General features: G+C 59.4%; 19 protein-coding genes and 4 pseudogenes. 10 read left to right on the forward strand and 13 right to left on the reverse strand.

Annotation, left to right across the window (positions count from 1 at the left end):
* Window positions 1–142: 142 nt before the first annotated feature.
* The 3 genes from LEPOCDRAFT_RS01145 to LEPOCDRAFT_RS01155 form a co-directional block, all read right to left on the reverse strand.
* On the reverse strand, window positions 143–1471 hold the full coding sequence (locus LEPOCDRAFT_RS01145) for a TolC family protein (RefSeq protein WP_009453357.1): 1329 nt from the start codon (window positions 1469–1471) through the stop codon (window positions 143–145).
* Window positions 1468–1791 carry a copper-binding protein gene (locus LEPOCDRAFT_RS01150; protein WP_009453358.1) on the reverse strand — a complete coding sequence of 108 codons (324 nt, stop codon included), beginning with the start codon at window positions 1789–1791 and terminating at the stop codon, window positions 1468–1470. The genes LEPOCDRAFT_RS01145 and LEPOCDRAFT_RS01150 overlap by 4 nt, the downstream gene beginning before the upstream one ends.
* Window positions 1792–1889: 98 nt before the next feature.
* Complete coding sequence (locus LEPOCDRAFT_RS01155; RefSeq protein ID WP_009453359.1) at window positions 1890–2312, reverse strand: hypothetical protein; 423 nt, start codon at window positions 2310–2312, stop codon at window positions 1890–1892.
* A gap of 56 nt (window positions 2313–2368) precedes the next feature.
* Between LEPOCDRAFT_RS01155 and argB the strand changes: the two genes are divergently transcribed.
* The 4 genes from argB to LEPOCDRAFT_RS01175 all read left to right on the forward strand — a co-directional run bounded on the left by argB (window position 2369) and on the right by LEPOCDRAFT_RS01175 (window position 5921).
* Complete coding sequence (gene argB, locus LEPOCDRAFT_RS01160) at window positions 2369–3271, forward strand: acetylglutamate kinase (protein WP_009453360.1); 903 nt, start codon at window positions 2369–2371, stop codon at window positions 3269–3271.
* 126 nt (window positions 3272–3397) lie between these two features.
* Window positions 3398–3763, forward strand: a complete 366-nt coding sequence (locus tag LEPOCDRAFT_RS01165; protein WP_043909667.1) for a hypothetical protein — start codon at window positions 3398–3400, stop codon at window positions 3761–3763.
* A gap of 23 nt (window positions 3764–3786) precedes the next feature.
* A complete protein-coding gene (locus LEPOCDRAFT_RS01170) occupies window positions 3787–4506 on the forward strand; it encodes an exonuclease domain-containing protein (RefSeq protein ID WP_009453361.1) in 720 nt (239 codons plus the stop codon).
* Between the two features lie 368 nt (window positions 4507–4874).
* Entirely contained in the window at window positions 4875–5921 is a 1047-nt protein-coding gene (locus LEPOCDRAFT_RS01175; protein WP_009453362.1) for an IS630 family transposase, read from the forward strand.
* Between the two features lies 1 nt (window position 5922).
* Here LEPOCDRAFT_RS01175 and LEPOCDRAFT_RS03060 read toward each other — a convergent pair whose 3' ends face one another.
* The 4 genes from LEPOCDRAFT_RS03060 to LEPOCDRAFT_RS03025 all read right to left on the reverse strand — a co-directional run bounded on the left by LEPOCDRAFT_RS03060 (window position 5923) and on the right by LEPOCDRAFT_RS03025 (window position 9186).
* Window positions 5923–6000: a type II toxin-antitoxin system VapB family antitoxin gene (locus LEPOCDRAFT_RS03060; protein ID WP_083834358.1), complete on the reverse strand. Its 78-nt coding sequence runs from the start codon at window positions 5998–6000 to the stop codon at window positions 5923–5925.
* 121 nt (window positions 6001–6121) lie between these two features.
* Window positions 6122–6523: a type II toxin-antitoxin system VapC family toxin gene (gene vapC / locus LEPOCDRAFT_RS01180; protein ID WP_009453364.1), complete on the reverse strand. Its 402-nt coding sequence runs from the start codon at window positions 6521–6523 to the stop codon at window positions 6122–6124.
* Window positions 6520–6714 carry a type II toxin-antitoxin system VapB family antitoxin gene (locus LEPOCDRAFT_RS01185; RefSeq protein ID WP_009453365.1) on the reverse strand — a complete coding sequence of 65 codons (195 nt, stop codon included), beginning with the start codon at window positions 6712–6714 and terminating at the stop codon, window positions 6520–6522. Before LEPOCDRAFT_RS01185 ends, vapC begins: the two co-directional genes overlap by 4 nt.
* Window positions 6715–6810: 96 nt before the next feature.
* Entirely contained in the window at window positions 6811–9186 is a 2376-nt protein-coding gene (locus LEPOCDRAFT_RS03025) for a VIT and vWA domain-containing protein (RefSeq protein ID WP_009453366.1), read from the reverse strand.
* 109 nt (window positions 9187–9295) lie between these two features.
* Between LEPOCDRAFT_RS03025 and LEPOCDRAFT_RS01195 the strand changes: the two genes are divergently transcribed.
* Genes LEPOCDRAFT_RS01195 through LEPOCDRAFT_RS01210 form a run of 4 tightly spaced genes read left to right on the forward strand, consistent with a single transcriptional unit; the run spans window position 9296 to window position 11997 of the window.
* Window positions 9296–9988 (forward strand): pyrimidine 5'-nucleotidase, encoded by a 693-nt coding sequence (locus LEPOCDRAFT_RS01195; RefSeq protein WP_009453367.1) that lies wholly within the window; start codon window positions 9296–9298, stop codon window positions 9986–9988.
* Window positions 9988–10638 carry a nucleoid occlusion factor SlmA gene (slmA, locus tag LEPOCDRAFT_RS01200; RefSeq protein ID WP_009453368.1) on the forward strand — a complete coding sequence of 217 codons (651 nt, stop codon included), beginning with the start codon at window positions 9988–9990 and terminating at the stop codon, window positions 10636–10638. The genes LEPOCDRAFT_RS01195 and slmA overlap by 1 nt, the downstream gene beginning before the upstream one ends.
* Window positions 10623–11531, forward strand: coding sequence for an ATP-binding protein (locus LEPOCDRAFT_RS01205; protein ID WP_009453369.1), 909 nt, complete (start codon window positions 10623–10625; stop codon window positions 11529–11531). The genes slmA and LEPOCDRAFT_RS01205 overlap by 16 nt, the downstream gene beginning before the upstream one ends.
* Window positions 11512–11997, forward strand: a complete 486-nt coding sequence (locus LEPOCDRAFT_RS01210; RefSeq protein WP_009453370.1) for an NUDIX domain-containing protein — start codon at window positions 11512–11514, stop codon at window positions 11995–11997. The genes LEPOCDRAFT_RS01205 and LEPOCDRAFT_RS01210 overlap by 20 nt, the downstream gene beginning before the upstream one ends.
* A gap of 25 nt (window positions 11998–12022) precedes the next feature.
* Here the strand turns inward: LEPOCDRAFT_RS01210 and zapD are convergent, their stop codons facing one another.
* The 6 genes and pseudogenes from zapD to htpG form a co-directional block, all read right to left on the reverse strand.
* Window positions 12023–12778, reverse strand: coding sequence for a cell division protein ZapD (zapD, locus tag LEPOCDRAFT_RS01215; RefSeq protein WP_009453371.1), 756 nt, complete (start codon window positions 12776–12778; stop codon window positions 12023–12025).
* Between the two features lie 33 nt (window positions 12779–12811).
* The gene (coaE, locus tag LEPOCDRAFT_RS01220) at window positions 12812–13444 is read right to left on the reverse strand and encodes a dephospho-CoA kinase (protein WP_009453372.1); all 633 of its coding nucleotides are present in this window, start codon (window positions 13442–13444) and stop codon (window positions 12812–12814) included.
* Window positions 13435–14364 (reverse strand): prepilin peptidase, encoded by a 930-nt coding sequence (locus LEPOCDRAFT_RS01225; protein ID WP_009453373.1) that lies wholly within the window; start codon window positions 14362–14364, stop codon window positions 13435–13437. Before LEPOCDRAFT_RS01225 ends, coaE begins: the two co-directional genes overlap by 10 nt.
* 4 nt (window positions 14365–14368) lie before the next feature.
* Window positions 14369–15603: pseudogene (locus LEPOCDRAFT_RS01230) on the reverse strand (type II secretion system F family protein).
* A gap of 15 nt (window positions 15604–15618) precedes the next feature.
* Window positions 15619–15969: pseudogene (locus LEPOCDRAFT_RS03065) on the reverse strand (ATPase, T2SS/T4P/T4SS family); the annotation flags it as partial.
* Window positions 15962–16822: pseudogene (gene htpG / locus LEPOCDRAFT_RS01235) on the reverse strand (molecular chaperone HtpG); the annotation flags it as partial. The pseudogenes htpG and LEPOCDRAFT_RS03065, both read right to left, overlap by 8 nt.
* A 291-nt stretch (window positions 16823–17113) precedes the next feature.
* On the opposite strand from htpG, the gene pilB reads away from it, so the two are divergent.
* Together pilB and LEPOCDRAFT_RS01245 are read left to right on the forward strand one after the other, a co-directional pair.
* Complete coding sequence (gene pilB / locus LEPOCDRAFT_RS01240) at window positions 17114–18832, forward strand: type IV-A pilus assembly ATPase PilB (protein ID WP_009453377.1); 1719 nt, start codon at window positions 17114–17116, stop codon at window positions 18830–18832.
* A gap of 15 nt (window positions 18833–18847) precedes the next feature.
* A pseudogene (locus tag LEPOCDRAFT_RS01245) lies at window positions 18848–19149 on the forward strand (type II secretion system F family protein); the annotation flags it as partial.

Genomic DNA, 19149 nt, shown 5'->3' on the forward strand with positions numbered 1-19149 from the left:
GCTGGCGCGGCGGCTTCATGGTCGGCGTTGGCGGGGGCCTGCCGGTGGCCCATCCAGTAACCGACGCCGTACACGCTGGCAGCCAGCAAAGCGGCCACGATCCCCATCCCCATCTTGGTGGTGCGAGCTGTGGTGCGAGCTGTCATAGATCTTCTCCGAGGATGCGTTCGATATCGGCCAGCCGCGCTTGGGCTTCGGCTTGGGCTTTGATCTGGCTTTGGCGTGCTTGGCGAATTTGTCGCTGGGCGTCGAGCAAGCTGGCGAAATCGCCTTTGCCGTTTTCGTAGCCCGCCAAGGCCGACTTGAAACTCAGCTCGGCTTGGGGCAGCAGGCTTTGCGCAGCCAGCGCTTCGAGGCGGCGTGCGGCGTCGAGCCCCGCGATGTTCTCGGCCAAGTCGGCCGACACTTGGTTGCGCGTGGCTTCCCGCCGCGTTCTTGCCACTGTGAGCATCGCTTCGGCCTCGCTTTCTTGGCTGCGGCGGCTGCTTTGCTGCAAGGGGATGTTCAGCTCGATCATCAAGTCCCACTGCTTGATCGAGTTCTGCACCTGGTTGGGCACGATGCCGAAGGTGACATCGGGGTAGCGGTTTTTGTAGGCCAGCTCACGGCTCTTCTCGGCCCCTTGGAGCCGGGCGTCCTCCGTCAGCAGTTGCGGGTTGTGGGCTTGGATGCGCTCTTCCAAGCGGGTCTGATCGAGTTGTTCGTTGCTGGGCAAGGGCCGCAGTCCTTGGGGCTCAGCCAGCGCCGCGTTGCTCGGGCGGCCCAGCAGCGCGTTCATGCGGGCGTGCATGTGATGCCGCTCGGTTTCCACGCCGATCAGCTCGCCTTGCATCAGGCTTTGTTCCACCTGCGCTCGGATCACGTCTTGTTGGCCGGCCAAACCGCTGGCATAGCGGGTCTGCGCCAGCTTTTCCAGCCTGGCGAGGAGGGCCAGGATCTCGCGCGTCAGGCTTTCGTTTTTCGCAAGCACGTACTGCTGCGCGTAGGTGGTTTTGATCTTGGCCGCCACCTCGGACCACGTGCCCTGCGCCCGGCTGTGGGCGCTTTTGGCGTCTTGCTCCGCGATGTCGCGCCGCAAGTCGCGCTTGCCAAACCACGGCACGTCTTGCATCAAGGTGTAGCGTGTGCTGCCCACCCGGCTGGGGGAGATGGTGGGGCTTTGTTGTCCCCCTTGAGTCACGTCCATCAGTTCAGTTCGCAGTCGGGGGTCGGGCAAGGCCCCGGCGGATTCGACCCGTGCGGAAGCCGTGAGCGCTTCTTGCTGGAGGCTGAGGGCTTCCGGGTTGCGCTCACGGGCAAAGCGCAGCAGCTCGTCCACCTGCGCACCCAAGGTCGATGCCGACGCCGCTTGGGATGCAGAGGTCGCAGTCAGCGGCGGCGTGTCACCGGCCCGGACACCCATGCACCACGCACTCAGCAAGGCGGTGATGAGCAGCGTTTTGAGGGGATATCTGGGCCGGTGAACGTTCATGGCTGCACCTTGAGCTGGGTGACGATGAAGTTGCCTTGGCGGTCTTCGGCTTCAAAGATCACCTTGTCGCCCGCCTTGACGCTGCTGAGCAGCTCCGGCTTGGCAACGCGGTAGTTCATCGTCATGGGGGGCATGTCGAGCGAGGGGATGGCCTCATGGCGCAGGGTGAGTTTTTGCTGGCTGGCCATGACCTTGATCACCTCGCCCTTGACGGGTTCGGCATGGGCACTCACGGCGGTGCCAAGGGTGATGAAGGCGGTGCAGGCGAGCGACGTCAGCGCCAAAGCGCGGCGCAGGATGGGAGAGATCGGCGTAAGCATGAAACATTTCCGTCAAAACGACGTGGAAGAGCCTGGACGATGCAGCGCGGTGCCCAGCGGGGCAGCGCACGACTTTTCTCAGGGCCAACGGGAAATGGTTAGGCGCGCGGCGGGCGTTCTAGAGCGGACCAGCCTTGTTGGGCGTGGCCGGTCGGCACGTGGGCCGACATCACATGGCTGGAGCGGGGTTCTTCAGCGGTTGAAGTTATCGGCAGCGGCGGGGCGCTGGCGGCGTGGCACAAGGTGCAGTGCGCGCAGTGGGTCTGAGTCTCGGCCTGCGTGTTGTCGTTGTGATGCTGGTGACAGGGCGGTAAAGCCTCGTCGTCAGCGGCCGTCATCGTATTCATCAGCGTGTGAGCCGCCACCGTTTTGAGCGACTCGATGCCCATCCCGGCCACCGCCCAGCCACGCAGCGGCAGCAGTGCGATCAGCACCCACAGGGTGCAGCGCAGCAGACGCAAAAACGCGAAGGCGGGGTGAATCGGTCGGCGTGACATGACGGGGGCGATTCTACGCAGCATTGCGCTCTTGCCTAGAATCCCCGCCTGTTTCGCCGATTCAAATCACGGAGTTGTTCATGTCCCACACGCCCCTTGACCTGTCGCACATTGCCGTTCGCGACAAGGCCGAAATCCTCGCCCAGGCTTTGCCGTACATCCGCAAGTTCCACGGCAAGACCATGGTCATCAAGTACGGCGGCAACGCCATGACCGACCCGGCGTTGCAAGCGGCGTTTGCCGAAGACGTGGTGTTGCTGAAATTGGTTGGCATCAACCCGATCGTGGTCCACGGCGGCGGCCCGCAGATCGACGAAGCGCTGGCGCGCATTGGCAAGAAGGGCACCTTTATTCAGGGCATGCGCGTGACCGACGCCGAAACCATGGGCGTGGTCGAGTGGGTTTTGGCCGGCGAAGTGCAGCAAGACATCGTCGGCCTGATCAACCACGCCGGCGGCAAGGCCGTGGGCCTGACCGGGCGTGACGGTGGCTTGGTACGCGCCCGCAAGATGAAGTTGCTCGACAAGGACGATCCCACCAAGGAATACGACGTGGGCCAAGTCGGCGAGATCGACTCCATCGATCCGGCCGTGGTCAAGGCGCTGCAAGACGACGCTTTCATCCCCGTGATCAGCCCGATTGGCTTTGGCGAGCACAACGAGAGCTACAACATCAACGCCGATTTGGTGGCGTCTAAGCTGGCTGAAGTCTTGAAGGCCGAGAAGCTCTTGATGCTGACCAACATCAGCGGCGTGCTCGACAAGCAAGGCCAACTGCTGACCGATCTGACCTCACGCCGCATTGATGAGTTGGTGGCCGACGGCACCATCAGCGGTGGCATGCTGCCCAAGCTCGCCGGTGCCATCGACGCCGCCAAATGCGGCGTCAACGCCGTCCACATCATCGACGACCGCGTCCCCCACGTCCTCCTCCTCGAAATCCTCACCGACCAAGCCTTCGGGACGATGATTCGGGCGCGTTGAGGGCCTGTTCCAACCCATCAAAAGCGGTCCTTCAGGGGGGGTGATCACTTACGATCACGCCCTAGGGAGGATCACAAACGCGATTGGTTGTGCATCCAGCAAACGATTTGTTGAAACTGGCCTCAAATGAAAATACAACGATCAGTATCAGAGCCCATTCGCAGTGTTCTCAGTTGGGATGAGCGATGGAGTGGTGAAGATGGCGGCTTGATCGCATGTTGGGAACGTGGGCGTGAGAAACGACTCGAAGACCCATTGCTTGCGGAAAAAGCGATTTCTGGGCAGCTTGTCGTTCTGCCTTGGAAGGGTGGTGTCGAAAGGGCGACAAAGAAGAAGCAGAAGTTTGGTTCGCTTCATTACCTTGCGATGTGGCAAGGGCTTCGGGCTGATGATTTGAATATTGATAGAAGCGTGGATATCACTTTGACTTGTGCTGCCACAGGCGTGGCGGTCTCATTTACAAGTGATTTTTCGAAGTATGCTGAGGCGTAGTTATTAAATAGAGGAGCGGTGTCATGCAATTTATTGCTATTGATGTTGAGACTGCGAATCCTGATATGGGATCTATTTGTCAAATAGGTCTTGCGGAATTTATTGATGGTGAAATCGTTAATGAGTGGGTAGCGCTGGTAGATCCTGAAGATTATTTTGATGAGGTAAATATATCTATCCACGGAATCGGCCCTCAAACTATTAAAGGATGTCCCAATATTCTGGATCTTGCAGATCGCCTTCGTTCAGCGCTTGATGGTAAGGTTGCCGTCTGCCATACACACTTCGATCGAATCGCTCTTGGCCGGGCTTTTGGTAAATACAACTTGAGACCGATAGCCACAACGTGGCTCGATTCAGCGCGAGTTGTTCGACGTACATGGAAAGATCTTGCGTGGAGGGATTACTGCCTCGCGAATGTCTGCCGCAAGATTGGGTACGATTTTCAGCATCACGATGCTCTAGAAGATGCAAAGGCCGCAGGTTTTGTCTTGCTTGCAGCCTTACGCGAGTCGCAAAAAGACATTGATTATTGGCTTCGACGAGTAAATCAACCTATTGATCCGAAGAGCTCTTCCTCTGGACTAGCCATTCAGCGAGATGGAAATCCGGAAGGTGATTTTTACGGAGAGATTCTTGTATTTACAGGTGCCCTCGAATTGCCGAGAAGCGAAGCGGCTGATTTGGCCGCTAGCATCGGATATCAAGTTGCTTCCGGCGTGACAAAAAGACCACACTTTTAGTGGTTGGTGATCAAGATATCAAAAAGCTGGCTGGCCATGAGAAAAGCTCAAAGCAGCGAAAGGCTGAGCAACTCGTTGCTGAGGGTCACCAACTTAGAATTATTCGTGAGTCTGACTTCAAGAGTATAGCGATGGTTGCCAGGAATGAACTTGTATAACCGTGATGTCCCGTTAGTTGAGTATTCGAAAGTTGCGGGTGGCTTGCGGAGAATTACTGGTCTGTCCTCATCGCATCAGGGTCGCCTTGCCCGTCAAGTTTGCCTCTGAACCGTCGCATTTCTTCTTGCTGGTGAAGGCCAAGTTCGACGGCTTCTTTTTGGTTTTCAAGCCGGTTATTAACTAGGCAATAATATACGTTATCATTGATTATGACCAAGCTCGACGCCCGCCACCTCTCCGAAGAAAACCTGCAACTGCTGCGCACCCAAGCCCATCGCCTGCGGCTGGATGGGCGAACGTGGAAAGACATCGCCTTGATCGTTGGCGTCAGCCTTGGGGCCATGATGGTCTGGGCACGACGCTACCAATTGGGGACAGAGGGATTCAAGCCTGAGGCTGTGGCTTCGCTCCACCGGGGACGCATGCAAGGAGAGCACCGCACGCTGTGCGGTGACGATGAAGCGCTGCTGCGGCAGTGGATTGTTCAAGACCGGCCCGATACGCATGGGCTGGCGTATGCGCTGTGGACCCGGCGGGCGGTCCAAGAACTCATCCGTGCCAAGTTCGACCTCGACATGCCGATCCGAACCGTGGGTGAATACCTGATGCGCTGGGGCATGACACCTCAGAGACCAGCGCGGCGGGCGCGAGAACAAGACGAGACCGCGCTGGCAGCGTGGACGAGCGAGACGTACCCGGACATCGTTCGACGGGCCAAGACACAGGGCGGCACGATCTACTGGGCCGATGAGACGGCGATTCGGCAAGACACCGCCTGGATTCGAGGCTACGCACCGAGCGGGCAGACGCCGGAGTTGCTGCACTGGGCCCGTTGGGACAGCATCACGATGATCTCGGCCGTCACCAATCAAGGGCTGGTGCGGTTTCGTATGCATGACGGAGCGATCCAGAGCGAGCGGTTCATCGATTTCTTGCAAGGGTTGATCGAGGATGCGCACAGCAAGGTGTTCCTGATCGTGGACAACCTGCGGGTTCATCATGCCAAGCAGGTGAGGCAGTGGGTTGAGGAGCGCCAAGACCGGATTGAGCTGCACTATTTGCCCCCGTATTCGCCAGAGGCCAACCCGGACGAATGGCTGAACCGGGATCTCAAGACGGAGTTGCGGCTTCGCCCTGCGGTACGGGACAAGACGATGTTGAAGGCCATGGCTGAGCGTTTCATGGATCGGCTTTGTTCGATGCCGGGGAGAATCAAGCGTTATTTTCTTTCTGCATCTATTCGGTATGCGGCCTAATTCAAGCTTCTAATTGCCTGGTTAATAATCGCAGGACATCAGCCATGAGCTTGTCGTCAATCGCAATGTTTGTTCGCATGATGGGTGTTCAAGGTGTGCGGGTGCTTGGTCACGCACTCAAAGCACCGGCCAGTTTTCTCCTGTCAGCCGGAAGAAGCTTCTTCGGACTCAATCTATACGCACGGGAAACCCACCGACAATCAGTCGGGTATCAGTGCTGAACGCAGGCCAAGGTGCTCGATGAAGGGGTCGAAATCACGGTCGCTGTAGAGCAGGGGCAGATCTTTCTCAATGCATGCCGTTGCAATGAGGGTATCAATGGTTTTGCGAACCGTGACGCCTAATTGGCGAAGCGTTCGAAAGTTGCGGGCTGCTTGAATCGCCATTTCTTGCCCGCCAAGCTCGATAAGTTCAAGCGAGGTCAAGAGCTTTCTGGCTTGGTTGAATTCTCGGTCCGTGTTGAATCCTTGAAGTACTTCAGCCAAGACCAGATCACCTACGCAAACAGGCTCATTGCCCAGCAGTGCATCTAGGCGTTCTGTCTGTGGGGTCACCGTTCCACGGAAGTAGTCGATCCAGACGCTTGAATCAACAAAAATCACTTGTCCGTCCTCATCGCGGCAAGGTCACCTTGCCAGTCGAGCTTGCCTCGGAATTGCCGGATTTCTTCTTGCTGGCGAAGGCGCAAGAGCGTGCGAAGGCCAAGTTCAACGGCTTCCTTCTTGGTCTTCAAGCCCGTCAATCGCATGGCATCGGCCATGAGCTTGTCGTCAATCACGATGTTTGTGCGCATGATGTGTACATAAAGTTAATATGATGTGTATTGTAGGTGTGCTGACGGACGATACGCAATCGTGTTCTTGGTCAGCCGCTCATATCACCAGCGCACTCAAAGCGCCGGCCAGTTTTCTCCCGTCATGCCGGAGAAGTCGTGGCTCATGCGGGCGAGGCGGGGGTCGGGGTGTTGGCGTAAGGGGTGGGTCGCCGGGATGGCGTGGCCTTGGTGGAGGGCTTGGCGGGTGAGGGGGTGGGCGAAGAAGGTGAGGAAGGCGTGGATGCCGGCGGCCACGTCGATGTCGCCTGCGGGGCCTTCGGAGAGATGGCAGACCAACCAAGTGATCACGCCTTTGCCCAAGCCCATGTCGCGCAGGCCTTGGAGGGTGGTGGGCCAGTCGTTGGGCTGGCGCTGTTCGAACACTCGGCTGAACTCCCACGGGCTCAAGGGGCGGATCGGGAGGCGGGTCTCGGCCACCGTGGCTTGGGCGGCGAAGATCGGTTCTTGGCGCTGTGGCGTGGCTTGCGCGACCGTGGGCTGGTTGAGCTTGGGTGGCAGCGGGGCCATGCGTTGTTGGCGTAGTTTGAAGGTGGGCGGGCGGTTCAGGGCTTGGTGAGCGTCCTCGTGGGGGTGCACCAAGATCAGGTAGGTCGATCGCGTGGTCAGTTGGTATTGCACCGCCAACGCAGGCTGCTGCTGTTCTTGATAGCGCGCTGCCGCCACCATGCGGGCTAATTCAGTGGCTGCCGGGCGCACCGGTGGGGGGCCGGGGTGCTCGGCGCTGCTGAAGGTGGCAGAAAGGGTGGCGATGCTGTGCAAGGTCTCTTGCCAGCGGTGGTGGCGTGGGTGGAGCAAACCGCGCCAACCGTTCATCCCCTGTTCCCGGATCGCCCCCAAGGAGCCCCGAACCACGGTCAGCATGCGCTGCCACAGGGGACGCTCTTCATCGGTGCGGGTTCTGCCATAGCCCAGCAGGCGTACCTTGCCTTGAGGGCGTTGATCCAAGACGGCATGCACCAGCACGGTGTCGCCGTCGAAGATCGAATGCGGCATGGTGGACTGCCATTTCGGCGTGATGCCTTCGGGCCACTGCAAGGTCAAACCGAAGCGTTGTTCGCTGCGCAGACGGTGCAGCAAGCGCTCGATCGAGGTTTCTGCTGCTTCCGTGGCTTCGAGGGTTTGGCCGCTGATCACCTGATCAAAAATGCCCCCACTGACCTCCGCGACTTGGCGGATCAAAGTTTGGGCGTGGGTGGAGGCGGGCGGGCCGATGCAGATCACAAAAATGCGCTGCGGCCCTTGTTTGGCGGTGAGCAAGGCCGCCGCGAGGTCGCTGTTCTGCGCTTGGGTGATCAGCAAAATGTCCGCGCGTGAGCCCTGAATGGTTTGTTCAAAGGTTGACTGCAATGCGGCTTGCAGATCCGGGGGGCCCATGCGTGGGCTGAGATCGTGCGACCAGTGACGGGCGGCCAGCTTGCAGGCCTCGTTGGCGGGCCAAAGCGGCCCGGCATGGTGTTCCACCGTGGCCCCAAAGCGCGACAGGCTGAAGCGGTCCTCGGGGGTGAGCAGGGCAATCAATCCTTGTTGCAGTCGTCGGGCGGTGCGGATGCTTTCTGGGGACATGGCGCTGGAGCAGTCCACCAAAATCTTCAGCGCCAGCGGGTCTTGTCGCGCTGGCAGATCGGGTTGGAAGGCCAGCATCGCCACCACCTGATCGGTTTGGATCGGGTCGTGCTCGTACCAAGCCATGCTCATGGCTTCTTGTGCGATGTCGCTGATCACCAGCGCGAAATCGCGCTCCAGCGTGTTGCGCCGCGACAAGCTGACCCGAATACGCTGGGAGGCGTCAGGGGCTTGGTCGCCTTGGCTGAGTTGCATCGATGGATGGGTGGGCGAGCTGATGGTGGCCTCGGCCCAATTGCCATAGATATCGATGGCCAAGTCGAAATTTTCGTCCCCTTGGGGGGCATCCCGTGGGGTGCTGAAACGGTGGGGGCCGAGCGTGGCGGGGATGGTCAGATACAGCGCACCGTGCTCGTAGCGCGGGGTCTGGCCGTAGCGCACGGTGATGAGACACATCTCACCGGGTGCCAACTCGCCCAGATGCAGGGTGTAGCTGCCATCCAAATTGCTCTCGAGCAACACGTCGATGGGGTCATCGTCGTTGGGGCTGCCCACGGGGGTGTAGGCGATTTGTTGAAAGCTGGCGGTGTGCTTGTCGGCAATTTGCGCGCGCAAGTGTTGCCGGTTGGCCAAGATCGCATCCAGCCCAAGCAGCACGGCATGATCAGGCAGTAAAAACGACGGGCTGATGCGCAGGGTTTGCGCCGAGGTGTTGCGAAAGGACTGCTCGATGGAGACTTCCAGCAGCATGCCTCGAAGGTGAGCCCGAGTACGTACCGAGGCCAAGACCAAGGCGGCATGATCATGATCCCCATGATCTGGCGGGAATCGCAAGAGCGAGGATGGGTCACCACCCGTCATGGACATCACGAATATTCCTCGGCAGTTTTTGTTTGGTCTTGAATCTCTGGGGCTTAGGCCACTTAGGCCACATTTGAGCGTGGCGCATTATCTGACGATCACACCATGCTCCACCATGCCGAATCGCTCTCTTGTTTGGCTCTTTGACCTTGATGACACCCTGCATAACGCTTCACATGCGGCGTTTGGTGGGATCAATCGAGCGATGACGGATTTCATCGTCCGCGAACTGGGGGTGGATGAAGTCCAAGCCCAGCATCTACGAACCCATTACTGGCAGCGTTATGGAGCCACGTTGTTGGGCTTGATGCGGCATCACGGGGTGCCGGCGCATTCTTTTCTTGAAGAGACCCATCGACTTCCGGGGTTGGAGCGACGCTTGCACAGCCACCCGCACGACGTGGCTGCTCTGCGGCGTTTGCCAGGCCGCAAGTTCATCGTCACCAATGCACCCGCCCACTACGCTGAGCGGGTGCTGCGGTTCTTGGGGTTGAGGCATCAGTTTGAAGCGGTGATCAGCATCGAACAGATGCGTATGTTTGGTCACCTGCGGCCCAAGCCCGACGCTCGCATGTTGCGGGCTCTGGTGGCCCGCTTGGGGGTGAAGGCTGGACAGTGTGTCTTGGTGGAAGACACCTTGGTGCACCAAAAAGCCGCGCGGCGGGTAGGCATGCGCACGGTGTGGATGCAGCGCTGGTTGACCCAAGCCAAAACCACATCCCCCCAGATAAGCGCACGAATGCGGCGAAAGCCGGCCTATGTGTGTGACAAAATCCGCACTTTTCAACGATTGTTGGCCCTCATCTGATGTCTGAACTCACCCCTGAAGATGTCATTGCGGCAGACCCCGAACGCGCTGGCGCTGTGCCGGTGCGTAAACGACTTAAACCCGGTGAGCGGCGCGAGCAAATCCTCCAGACCTTGGCAGCGATGCTGGAACAACCCGGTGCTGAACAACGCATCACCACAGCAGCGTTGGCCGCCCGCTTGGGGGTCAGCGAAGCGGCCTTGTATCGCCATTTCTCCAGCAAAGCGCAGATGTTCGAGGGACTGATTGAGTTCATCGAAAACAGCGTCTTCACGCTCATCAACCAAGTGTTGGAACGCGAGGGCACTCAGCCCGCACAGGCCGCGCGGGTGGTGGCCTTGCTGTTGCAATTTGCGGAGAAAAACCCCGGCATGACGCGCGTCATGGCAGGCGACGCTTTGGTGTTTGAGCACGAGCGGCTGCAAGTGCGTATGAATCAGTTTTTTGATCGGGTGGAAGCGCAGTTGCGGCAATGCCTGCGGGGTGTGCAGGACGAGCAAGACAGCGCACCGCCGCCGGTGGGGGTGAGCGCTCGTGCCTCGATGATGGCTGGTTTTGCCATGGGGCGTTTACAGCGTTTTGCCCGCTCGGGTTTCAAACGCAGCCCGACTGAACATTTGGATTTGGTCTTGTCATGGATGGTGCTTTGAATTCATCGTCAACCTTATCGCCCGCTTTGTTGGCTCTGATCGCTCGTGCTGAGACGGTGCTGGCGCGTTTTGAGGCCACGCTACCGGCCGCCGCACCGGTCCCCGATTGGTCCACCGTGGTGGCCTGTCGCTGGCGCAAGCGCGGTGTTGTCGGCTCGTTGGAGCCTGTGCGGCATCTGGCACCGATCCGACTGGCTGATCTGCAAGAAGTCGAGCCGCAAAAGGAACGCCTGAGACGCAATTTGCACCAGTTTGTGCAAGGTTTGCCGGCCAACAACGTGCTGCTGACCGGCGCACGGGGCACGGGCAAGAGCTCGCTCATCAAGGCGTGCTTGAACGAATGGGCCCCCGAAGGGTTGCGCTTGATCGAGGTGGACAAGGCCGATCTGGTCGATCTGCCCGACATCGTGGATCAGATTGCCGGCTTGCCGCAGCGTTTCATCCTTTTTGCCGATGACCTCAGTTTTGACGACGGTGAGTCGGGCTACAAGGCGCTCAAATCGATCTTGGACGGCTCCATCGCCCAAGCCAGTGACAACGTGCTGGTTTGCGCGACCTCGAACCGCCGTCACCTGCTGCCCGAGCACATGAAAGACAACCTCTCGGCCAAGCACGACGAGAACGGCGAGTTGCATCCCGGCGAGGCGATCGAGGAAAAGATTTCCCTTTCAGAGCGTTTTGGTCTGTGGGTCAGTTTCTATCCGTTCTCGCAAAACGAGTACCTCAGCATCGTGGCGCAGTGGCTGCGTTCTTTCGAGATCAGCGAGACGGCGATCAGCGCGGCGCGGCAGCAAGCCCTGATTTGGGCCTTGGAGCGCGGTTCGCGTTCGGGCCGAGTGGCGTTTCAGTTCGCCAAGGATTACGCGGGGCGTCATGAGCAACGTGCCGAGTGAATCAACGGTGAGGCCTTCCGAGGCCCGGCGGGTCACCGAGGACGAGGCCCGCGAAGGCCGGGTGCCGGTCGATGTGGCGGTGGGCGTGTTGATTGAGCGTGACGCCGAGGGCCAAGAGGTGCGCTTTCTGCTCACCACCCGCCCGCCCGGCAAGGTTTGGGCCGGCTACTGGGAGTTCCCCGGTGGCAAGTTCGAGCCCGGTGAAACCGTCGAGCAAGCCTTGCGGCGCGAGCTGCACGAAGAAATCGGCATCACCGTGGGCAAGGTGCATCCGTGGAAGGTGCAGCTGATGGACTACAGCCACGCCCGGGTGCGGCTGCATTTTTGCAAGATCGACGACTGGACCGGCGCTTTCGAGATGCGTGAAGGCCAGACCATGGCGTGGCAGAGCTTGCCGGTCACGGTCGAGCCCGTCCTGCCCGGCACGTGGCCGGTGCTGGAGTGGCTCGCCGAGGAGCGTGGGTAGGTTGGGTTGTGTTGTGGGTGAAGGCTCAGGCGCAGAGCGTGATTTCGAGCGGTGCGTCTTCGGGCACGGCCCGCAGGCGACCTTCGGCGTCCGCGCGCATCAGCCGGATCGACACCATCAGCCGGTGGCCGCTGATCTCGGGCACGAGTTTCAGGCTGGGGTCGATGCGCAGCCGCAGCAACTGATAGCTGCGTCCAGCGCTCAGGTTGTGCTGGAACTGGCCGTTGCGTGCCATGACGTTTTGGGCACTGCCCGCATCGCGCAGTAAACCGAGGCTGACATCCAAGCCATCCGACAGCGGGCGCAGCACACTGATCCAGCCTTCCAGATCGCTGCGGCGCTTGGCTGGACTTTCCTGTTGCCAAGCGTAGTAAGCCGGTAGATCGAATTCGCAGGTGCCGCCGGGGATGTTGATGCGGCTGCGAATACTCATCAGCCATTCATTGGCAGTGAGCGCGTGGCCGGCTTTGCCGACCGTGCCGCGCAGCGCTTGGCTGGCGGATTCAACCAGAGTAATGGCTTGTTCGAGGGCGTTTTCCGAGATGGCGGGGTTACCGCGATAGCTGATCAGCGTGGCGCGTTGACGCTCCAGATCACCCAAAAGGTCGTTCTTGAGGTCCACCCTTGACGAGACATCCATGATCTCGAACAGGGTGGCCAAGGCGAAATGGTGATCGACCGGGGCATCGCGGGCAACCAGCACGTCAAGGCGCTCGAACAAGTGTTCGAGCCGCAGCATGGTGCGGGTGCTTTCGTTGAAAGGGTATTCGTAAAGGATCAAGGCAAGGGCCTCCGGCTCAAGGGCCGAATTGTTTCATAGCAAGACGTTGGCAGGGTTCACCGAGTTGCACCAAACGTCCCAAAGTGTGCCAACACTGGCATCTAAGGCGCTCATGTTGTCGCCATCGTTGACGATCACGGCATCGGCGCAGGCTCGGCGTTGTTGGCGGGTGGCTTGATGGGCCAAAATGCGGTCGATGGTGGCTTCGTCCCAGCCGTTGCGCTGGCGGATGCGCGCGCGTTGAAGTTCCTGCGGGCAATCGACCACCAAGATGCGCTTCACGCGGGCTCGCCAGCGCCCAGTCTCGACCAGCAAAGGCACATCAAAGACCACCGGCTGATTGGCGTGTGCAAGGGTTGCTTGACGTTCAGCCTCAAGTTCGATCAACGGGTGCAGGATGTGTTCGAGGCGTTGTCGTTGTGACGAATCAGCAAAAACAAGCGTGCGCATGTGCTGGCGATCAAGCGCGCCTTCGGCCGTGATGGTGTGAGAACCAAACGTCGCCGCCAAAGCTGGAATCGCGGCCCCGCCGGGTGCCGTCAGGGTGTGAGCGATGCGATCGGTATCAACGATCAGGGCCCCTCGGCGCTGCAAAGCCGTCGCGACCGAACTCTTGCCGCTGGCGATACCGCCAGTCAGCCCCCAGCGCGAGCAGTTCAGGCCCATCCCATCCAGCCCAGTACCCGCGCCGGACCGGCCAGAATCACCACCAAGCCGCCGCCTGCGAGAAAGGGGCCAAAGGGGACGTACACGCCTTCGCGCAACTGCCCCGTGGCTTTCATACCCAAACCGACCACGGCTCCGACCAGCGAGGCCGCGAGCACGATGGGCAGAATCATCGACGCCCCGGTCCATGCGCCCAGTGCTGCCAGCAGTTTGAAGTCACCTTCGCCCATGCCGACCTTGCCGGTGGCGAGCTTGAACAACCAAGTCACGCTCCATAGGCTCAAGTACCCCGCCACAGCGCCCCACAAAGCGGTGCTGAGCGGCAAGGTCCACCCCATGGCCGCAGCGATCAGCCCGAGCCAAAGCAGCGGTTGAGTCAAACCATTGGGCAAGAGGGTGGTGTCCCAGTCGATCAGCGCAGCCGTCAGCAGCACAGCGCCGACCAAGCACCAAAGCAGCGTCACCGGCTCGGTGCCAAAACGTACACCCATCGCGGCAAACAAGGCCGCGTTGGCGATCTCTACGCCGGGATAGCGCATCGAGATGGGGGCCGCACAGTTCTTGCATCGGCCGCGCAGGATCAACCAACTGATCACCGGGATGTTTTCCCACCACGCCAGAGCATGACCGCAGCGTGGGCATCGCGAACCTGGGACGGCCAGATCCAACGGTGACAAGGTTTGCAAGGCCTTGTCGAGTGCTTGAGCGGCTAAATTGCTTGGGCGGGTGGGTGCTTGGGCACCGAAGATCGTTTGACAGCTCTCGGTATCGGCCAATTGGGCCTGCACATCGGCCCACCAACTGCGCTGAAGCATGATTGGTAGCCGATGAATAACCACGTTCAGGAAGCTGCCGATCATCAGGCCCAGTAGCGCAAGGCACGCCGGGTGCAAGAGCCAAAACAGAGGAAATTCGGCCATGAAATCAGACCACCTGACCGATCTTGAAGATGGGCAGATACATCGCCACGACGATGCCGCCGATGATGGAGCCCAACACCACGATGATGATCGGCTCCATCAGGCTCGACAGGCCCTTCACGGCCTCATCGACTTCGCTTTCGTAGAAATCGGCCACCTTGGACAGCATTTGGTCCAGCGAGCCAGACTCTTCGCCGATGGCGGCCATTTGCAGCACCATCGGTGGGAAGAGGTTGCTGGTCTGCATGGCGGAGGTCAACGCAACACCACTGGAGACATCGCGCTGTATTTGCTCGGTAGCGATGGTGAAAACGCCGTTACCGGAGGCCCCCCCCACCGAGTCCAAGGCTTCAACCAAGGGCACGCCGGCTGAGAACATGGTGGAGAGTGTGCGGGTCCAGCGCGCGACGGTGGCTTTGTAAACCACGACACCGAAGATCGGCAGCTTTAGCATGGCGCGGTCCACCAGCAACTGGATCTTGGGTGAACGGCGCCAGCTTTGGAAGGCGAAGTAGCCCACACCGCCAATGGAGCCGAAGATCAGATACCAGTACGACACGAAGAATTCGGACATCGCCATGACCACCAAGGTCGGGCCGGGGAGTTCGGCGCCGAAGCTGGTGAACACCTCTTTGAAAGAGGGCACCACCTTGATCATGATCACCGCCACCACCACAAAGGCCACCACCAGCACAGCGATGGGGTAGGTCAGCGCGGATTTGATCTTGGATTTGAGTTCTTGCGTTTTTCTTGGTAGATCGCCAGCCGGTCGAGCAGCGCTTCAAGAATACCGGCGGCTTCGCCCGCTTCGATCAGGTTGCAATAGAGCGAATCGAACAGCAGGGGGTACTTGCGAAAGGCTTCCGAGAGGCTGGAGCCGGTTTCGATATCGGCACGAATGTCGGCCAACATTTTGGTCATGCGTGGGTTGGCGCTGCCGCGACCGACGATGTCGAAGGATTGCAGCAGCGGCACACCGGCTTTGAGCATGGCAGCAAACTGGCGGGTGAACACCGCAATTTCGGCCGACTTGATCGAACTGCCGCCTGAGGATCGGCGCTTTTTGATCTTCGTGACCATGATCCCTTGGCGCCGCAAGCTGGCGCTGATCATGGCTTCGCCACCGCCAGACATCTCGCCGCGCACGATCCGACCCCCCCGGTCTTTACCCTCCCACTGGAAGATCAAATCCTTGGTTTTGGCTTTCTTTGCCGGGGTTGTTTTTGCCGCTGTCGCCATATGCCTTGAATCCCGTTATTGGTTGGTACAGCCGATCACTTCTTCAAGGGTGGTGGCACCCGACCGCACTTTGACCAATCCGGAGGTCCGCAGATCGCGCACGCCATCCAGAGCGGCTTGCTTGGCGATGTCCACCGCCGTGCCTTGGGTCAGGATGATGCGCTGGATGTCTTCGGAAATGGGCATCACCTGATAGATCCCCACCCGACCTCGGTAACCGTTGTTGCACGATGAGCAGCCGATGGCTTTGTAGGGCTTCCACGATCCGTCGAGTTCTTCGGCTTTGAATCCGGCGCGGATCAAGGCTTCTTTGGGGTAGTCGGCCGGAGCTTTGCAGTTTTCGCAAAGGCGTCGTGCCAGCCTTGGCCGGGATGTAGAGCAGCTGGGTGTATTCGCTGCGGCCTTCCACACGGTTATGCGTGTAGGCCAGAGGGGCGCTTTGGTCGTAGGTGAGCTGTTCGTAAAACGCCTTGTACTCAGCGTCAGTGATGTCCGACTTCGAACGCGCCCAGATCGCAGCGGCCTTGTTGACCGACTCCCATTCGTCGGTGATGACGTTTTCGCTCTTTTCGGCGTCCCAATGCTCCTTGCGCATCAACACCGGCAACGAGAGGTGATCCGAGTACTTGCTGATGATGGACTTCAGCTTCCAAGTGCTGAGGAACTCATCTTCATCGTCACGCAAATGCAAGATCACATCGGTACCACGTGCTTCGCGGCTGATGGTCTCGACTTCAAAGTCCCCCGTACCCTCGCTGCTCCAGCGCACGCCTTGGTCGGCAGATAAACCAGCGCGACGCGACTCGACAGTGATGCGATCAGCCACGATATAGCCCGAATAAAAACCCACGCCAAACTGGCCGATCAGGTTGGCATCCTTGGCCTGCGCACCTTCGAGCTTGCCCATGAACTCCTTGGTCCCACTCTTGGCGATGGTGCCGAGGTGATCAATGGCTTCTTGGGCGGATAAGCCAATACCGTTGTCGCTGATGATGAGGCGCCGAGCTTGCTTGTCGAAACTGACCCGCACCGCAAGGTTGGGCGCGTCTTCGAACAAAGCATTGTTGTTCAGCGCCTCAAAGCGCAGCTTGTCGCAGGCATCGGAGGCGTTGGACACCAGCTCGCGCAGGAAGATTTCCTTGTTGGAGTAAAGCGAGTGCGTGACGAGATGCAGCAGTTGCTTGACTTCGGCTTGGAAGGAGAGCGTTTGTTTGGTCATGGTCGAAAGGGATCAAAAAGACCGGGCGAAAGCCCAAGGCATCGGCTCAGAACTTGGAGGCGCTTGCAAGCTTTTCAAGTCACCCAGGCAAAAAGCCCGTTGCCACCAAACGACAAGATGCTACGAGGCGTTGCAAAACCGGACATAAGCCAGATTTCAGGTGCTCGACTGAAGATCAGGTGAAGAAACCGTCCTTACATTGCGTCCTTGCTTGGCAACGTGATTTACTTCTCGGCCGGGATCAAGGATCATCCGTTGCTTTCATCGTCCCGTTCATTCCATCGAGCTGCAGTGGCTGAAAACGTCCTCGACCCCTCCTCCGCCAATTTGGCTGGCATTGCGCGCGTTCTGGTCAACGCGGGCAAATTGAATCAGAAGACCGCCGAGGAACTGACGCGCAGTGCGCGTGAGCAGCGGCGTACCTTCGTTTCCGCCGTGATCACGGCAGGCGTCATTTCGGCATCCGACTTGGCGCATGCGCTGTCATCCACATTGGCCATTCCCTTGGTCGATCTGGCGGCGATCGACATGCGCAAGATCCCACCCAACTTGGTGGATACGCGCACTTTGAGCGAGTGCCAAGTCGTTGCTTTGGGCAAACGGGGCAACCGCATCTTCATCGGTGGCGCCGACCCCACCGCCCAAGATGTGATCGACCGCATCAAGTTCGCTACCCAGCTCACCCCTGAGTGGATCTTGGTCGAGCACGACAAACTGGCCAAACTGCTCGGAACGATGAGCACCTCGACCAGCGAGGCGCTGGAGTCGATGGTGGGCAGTGACTTCGACTTTGACGTCGAAGAGCAAGACCCGAATGCCAAGCCGGAAGAAGAAGCCAATGAGGCGGACGACACCCCCGTGGTGCGCTTCCTGCAAAAAATGCTGGTCGATGCCATCAATCTGCGCGCCTCTGATTTGCACTTCGAGCCCTATGAACTGCATTACCGGGTGCGTTTCCGGGTGGATGGCGAGTTGCGCGAGATCGTGCAGCCACCGATAGCCATCAAGGACAAGCTGGCCTCACGCATCAAGGTGATCTCGCGCATGGACATCGCTGAAAAGCGCGTGCCCCAAGATGGTCGGATGAAGTTGAAGTTCGGCACCAAGTCGATCGACTTCCGCGTCAGCACCTTGCCTACTTTGTTCGGCGAGAAGATCGTGATCCGGGTGCTTGATTCGTCCTCCGCCAAGCTCGGGATCGAAGCGTTGGGCTACGAGAAGGAAGAAAAAGACCGCCTGATGGTCTGTATCCAACGTCCTTACGGCATGGTGCTGGTCACGGGCCCGACGGGCTCGGGTAAAACGGTGTCGCTATACACCTGCTTGAACATCTTGAATCAGCCCGGCATCAACATCTCGACCGTGGAAGATCCGGCCGAAATCAACTTGCCTGGCATCAACCAAGTCAACGTCAACGACAAAGCCGGCCTGACTTTCTCCGCAGCACTGAAGTCCTTCCTGCGCCAAGATCCCGACATCATCATGGTGGGCGAAATCCGGGACTTGGAAACCGCCGATATCGCCATCAAAGCGGCCCAAACCGGCCACATGGTGCTCTCGACCCTGCACACCAACGATGCCCCGACCACGCTGACTCGGCTGCAGAACATGGGCGTGGCCCCGTTCAACATCGCGTCGAGCATCATCTTGATCACCGCCCAGCGGCTGGCACGACGCCTTTGCGAAAACTGCAAAGCTCCGGCCGACTACCCCAAAGAAGCCTTGATCCGCGCCGGATTCAAAGCCGAAGAACTCGACGGATCGTGGAAGCCCTACAAAGCCATCGGCTGCTCATCGTGCAACAACGGTTACCGAGGTCGGGTGGGGATCTATCAGGTGATGCCCATTTCCGAAGACATCCAGCGCATCATCCTGACCCAAGGCACGGCGGTGGACATCGCCAAGCAAGCCGCTCTGGATGGCGTGCGCGATCTGCGGACCTCCGGATTGGTCAAAGTGCGGTCGGGTGCCACCACCCTTGAAGAAGTGATCGGCTGTACCAACCAATAACGGGATTCAAGGCATATGGCGACAGCGGCAAAAACAACCCCGGCAAAGAAAGCCAAAACCAAGGATTTGATCTTCCAGTGGGAGGGTAAAGACCGGGGGGGTCGGATCGTGCGCGGCGAGATGTCTGGCGGTGGCGAAGCCATGATCAGCGCCAGCTTGCGGCGCCAAGGGATCATGGTCACGAAGATCAAAAAGCGCCGATCCTCAGGCGGCAGTTCGATCAAGTCGGCCGAAATTGCGGTGTTCACCCGCCAGTTTGCTGCCATGCTCAAAGCCGGTGTGCCGCTGCTGCAATCCTTCGACATCGTCGGTCGCGG

Source organism: Leptothrix ochracea L12, from assembly GCF_000262525.1.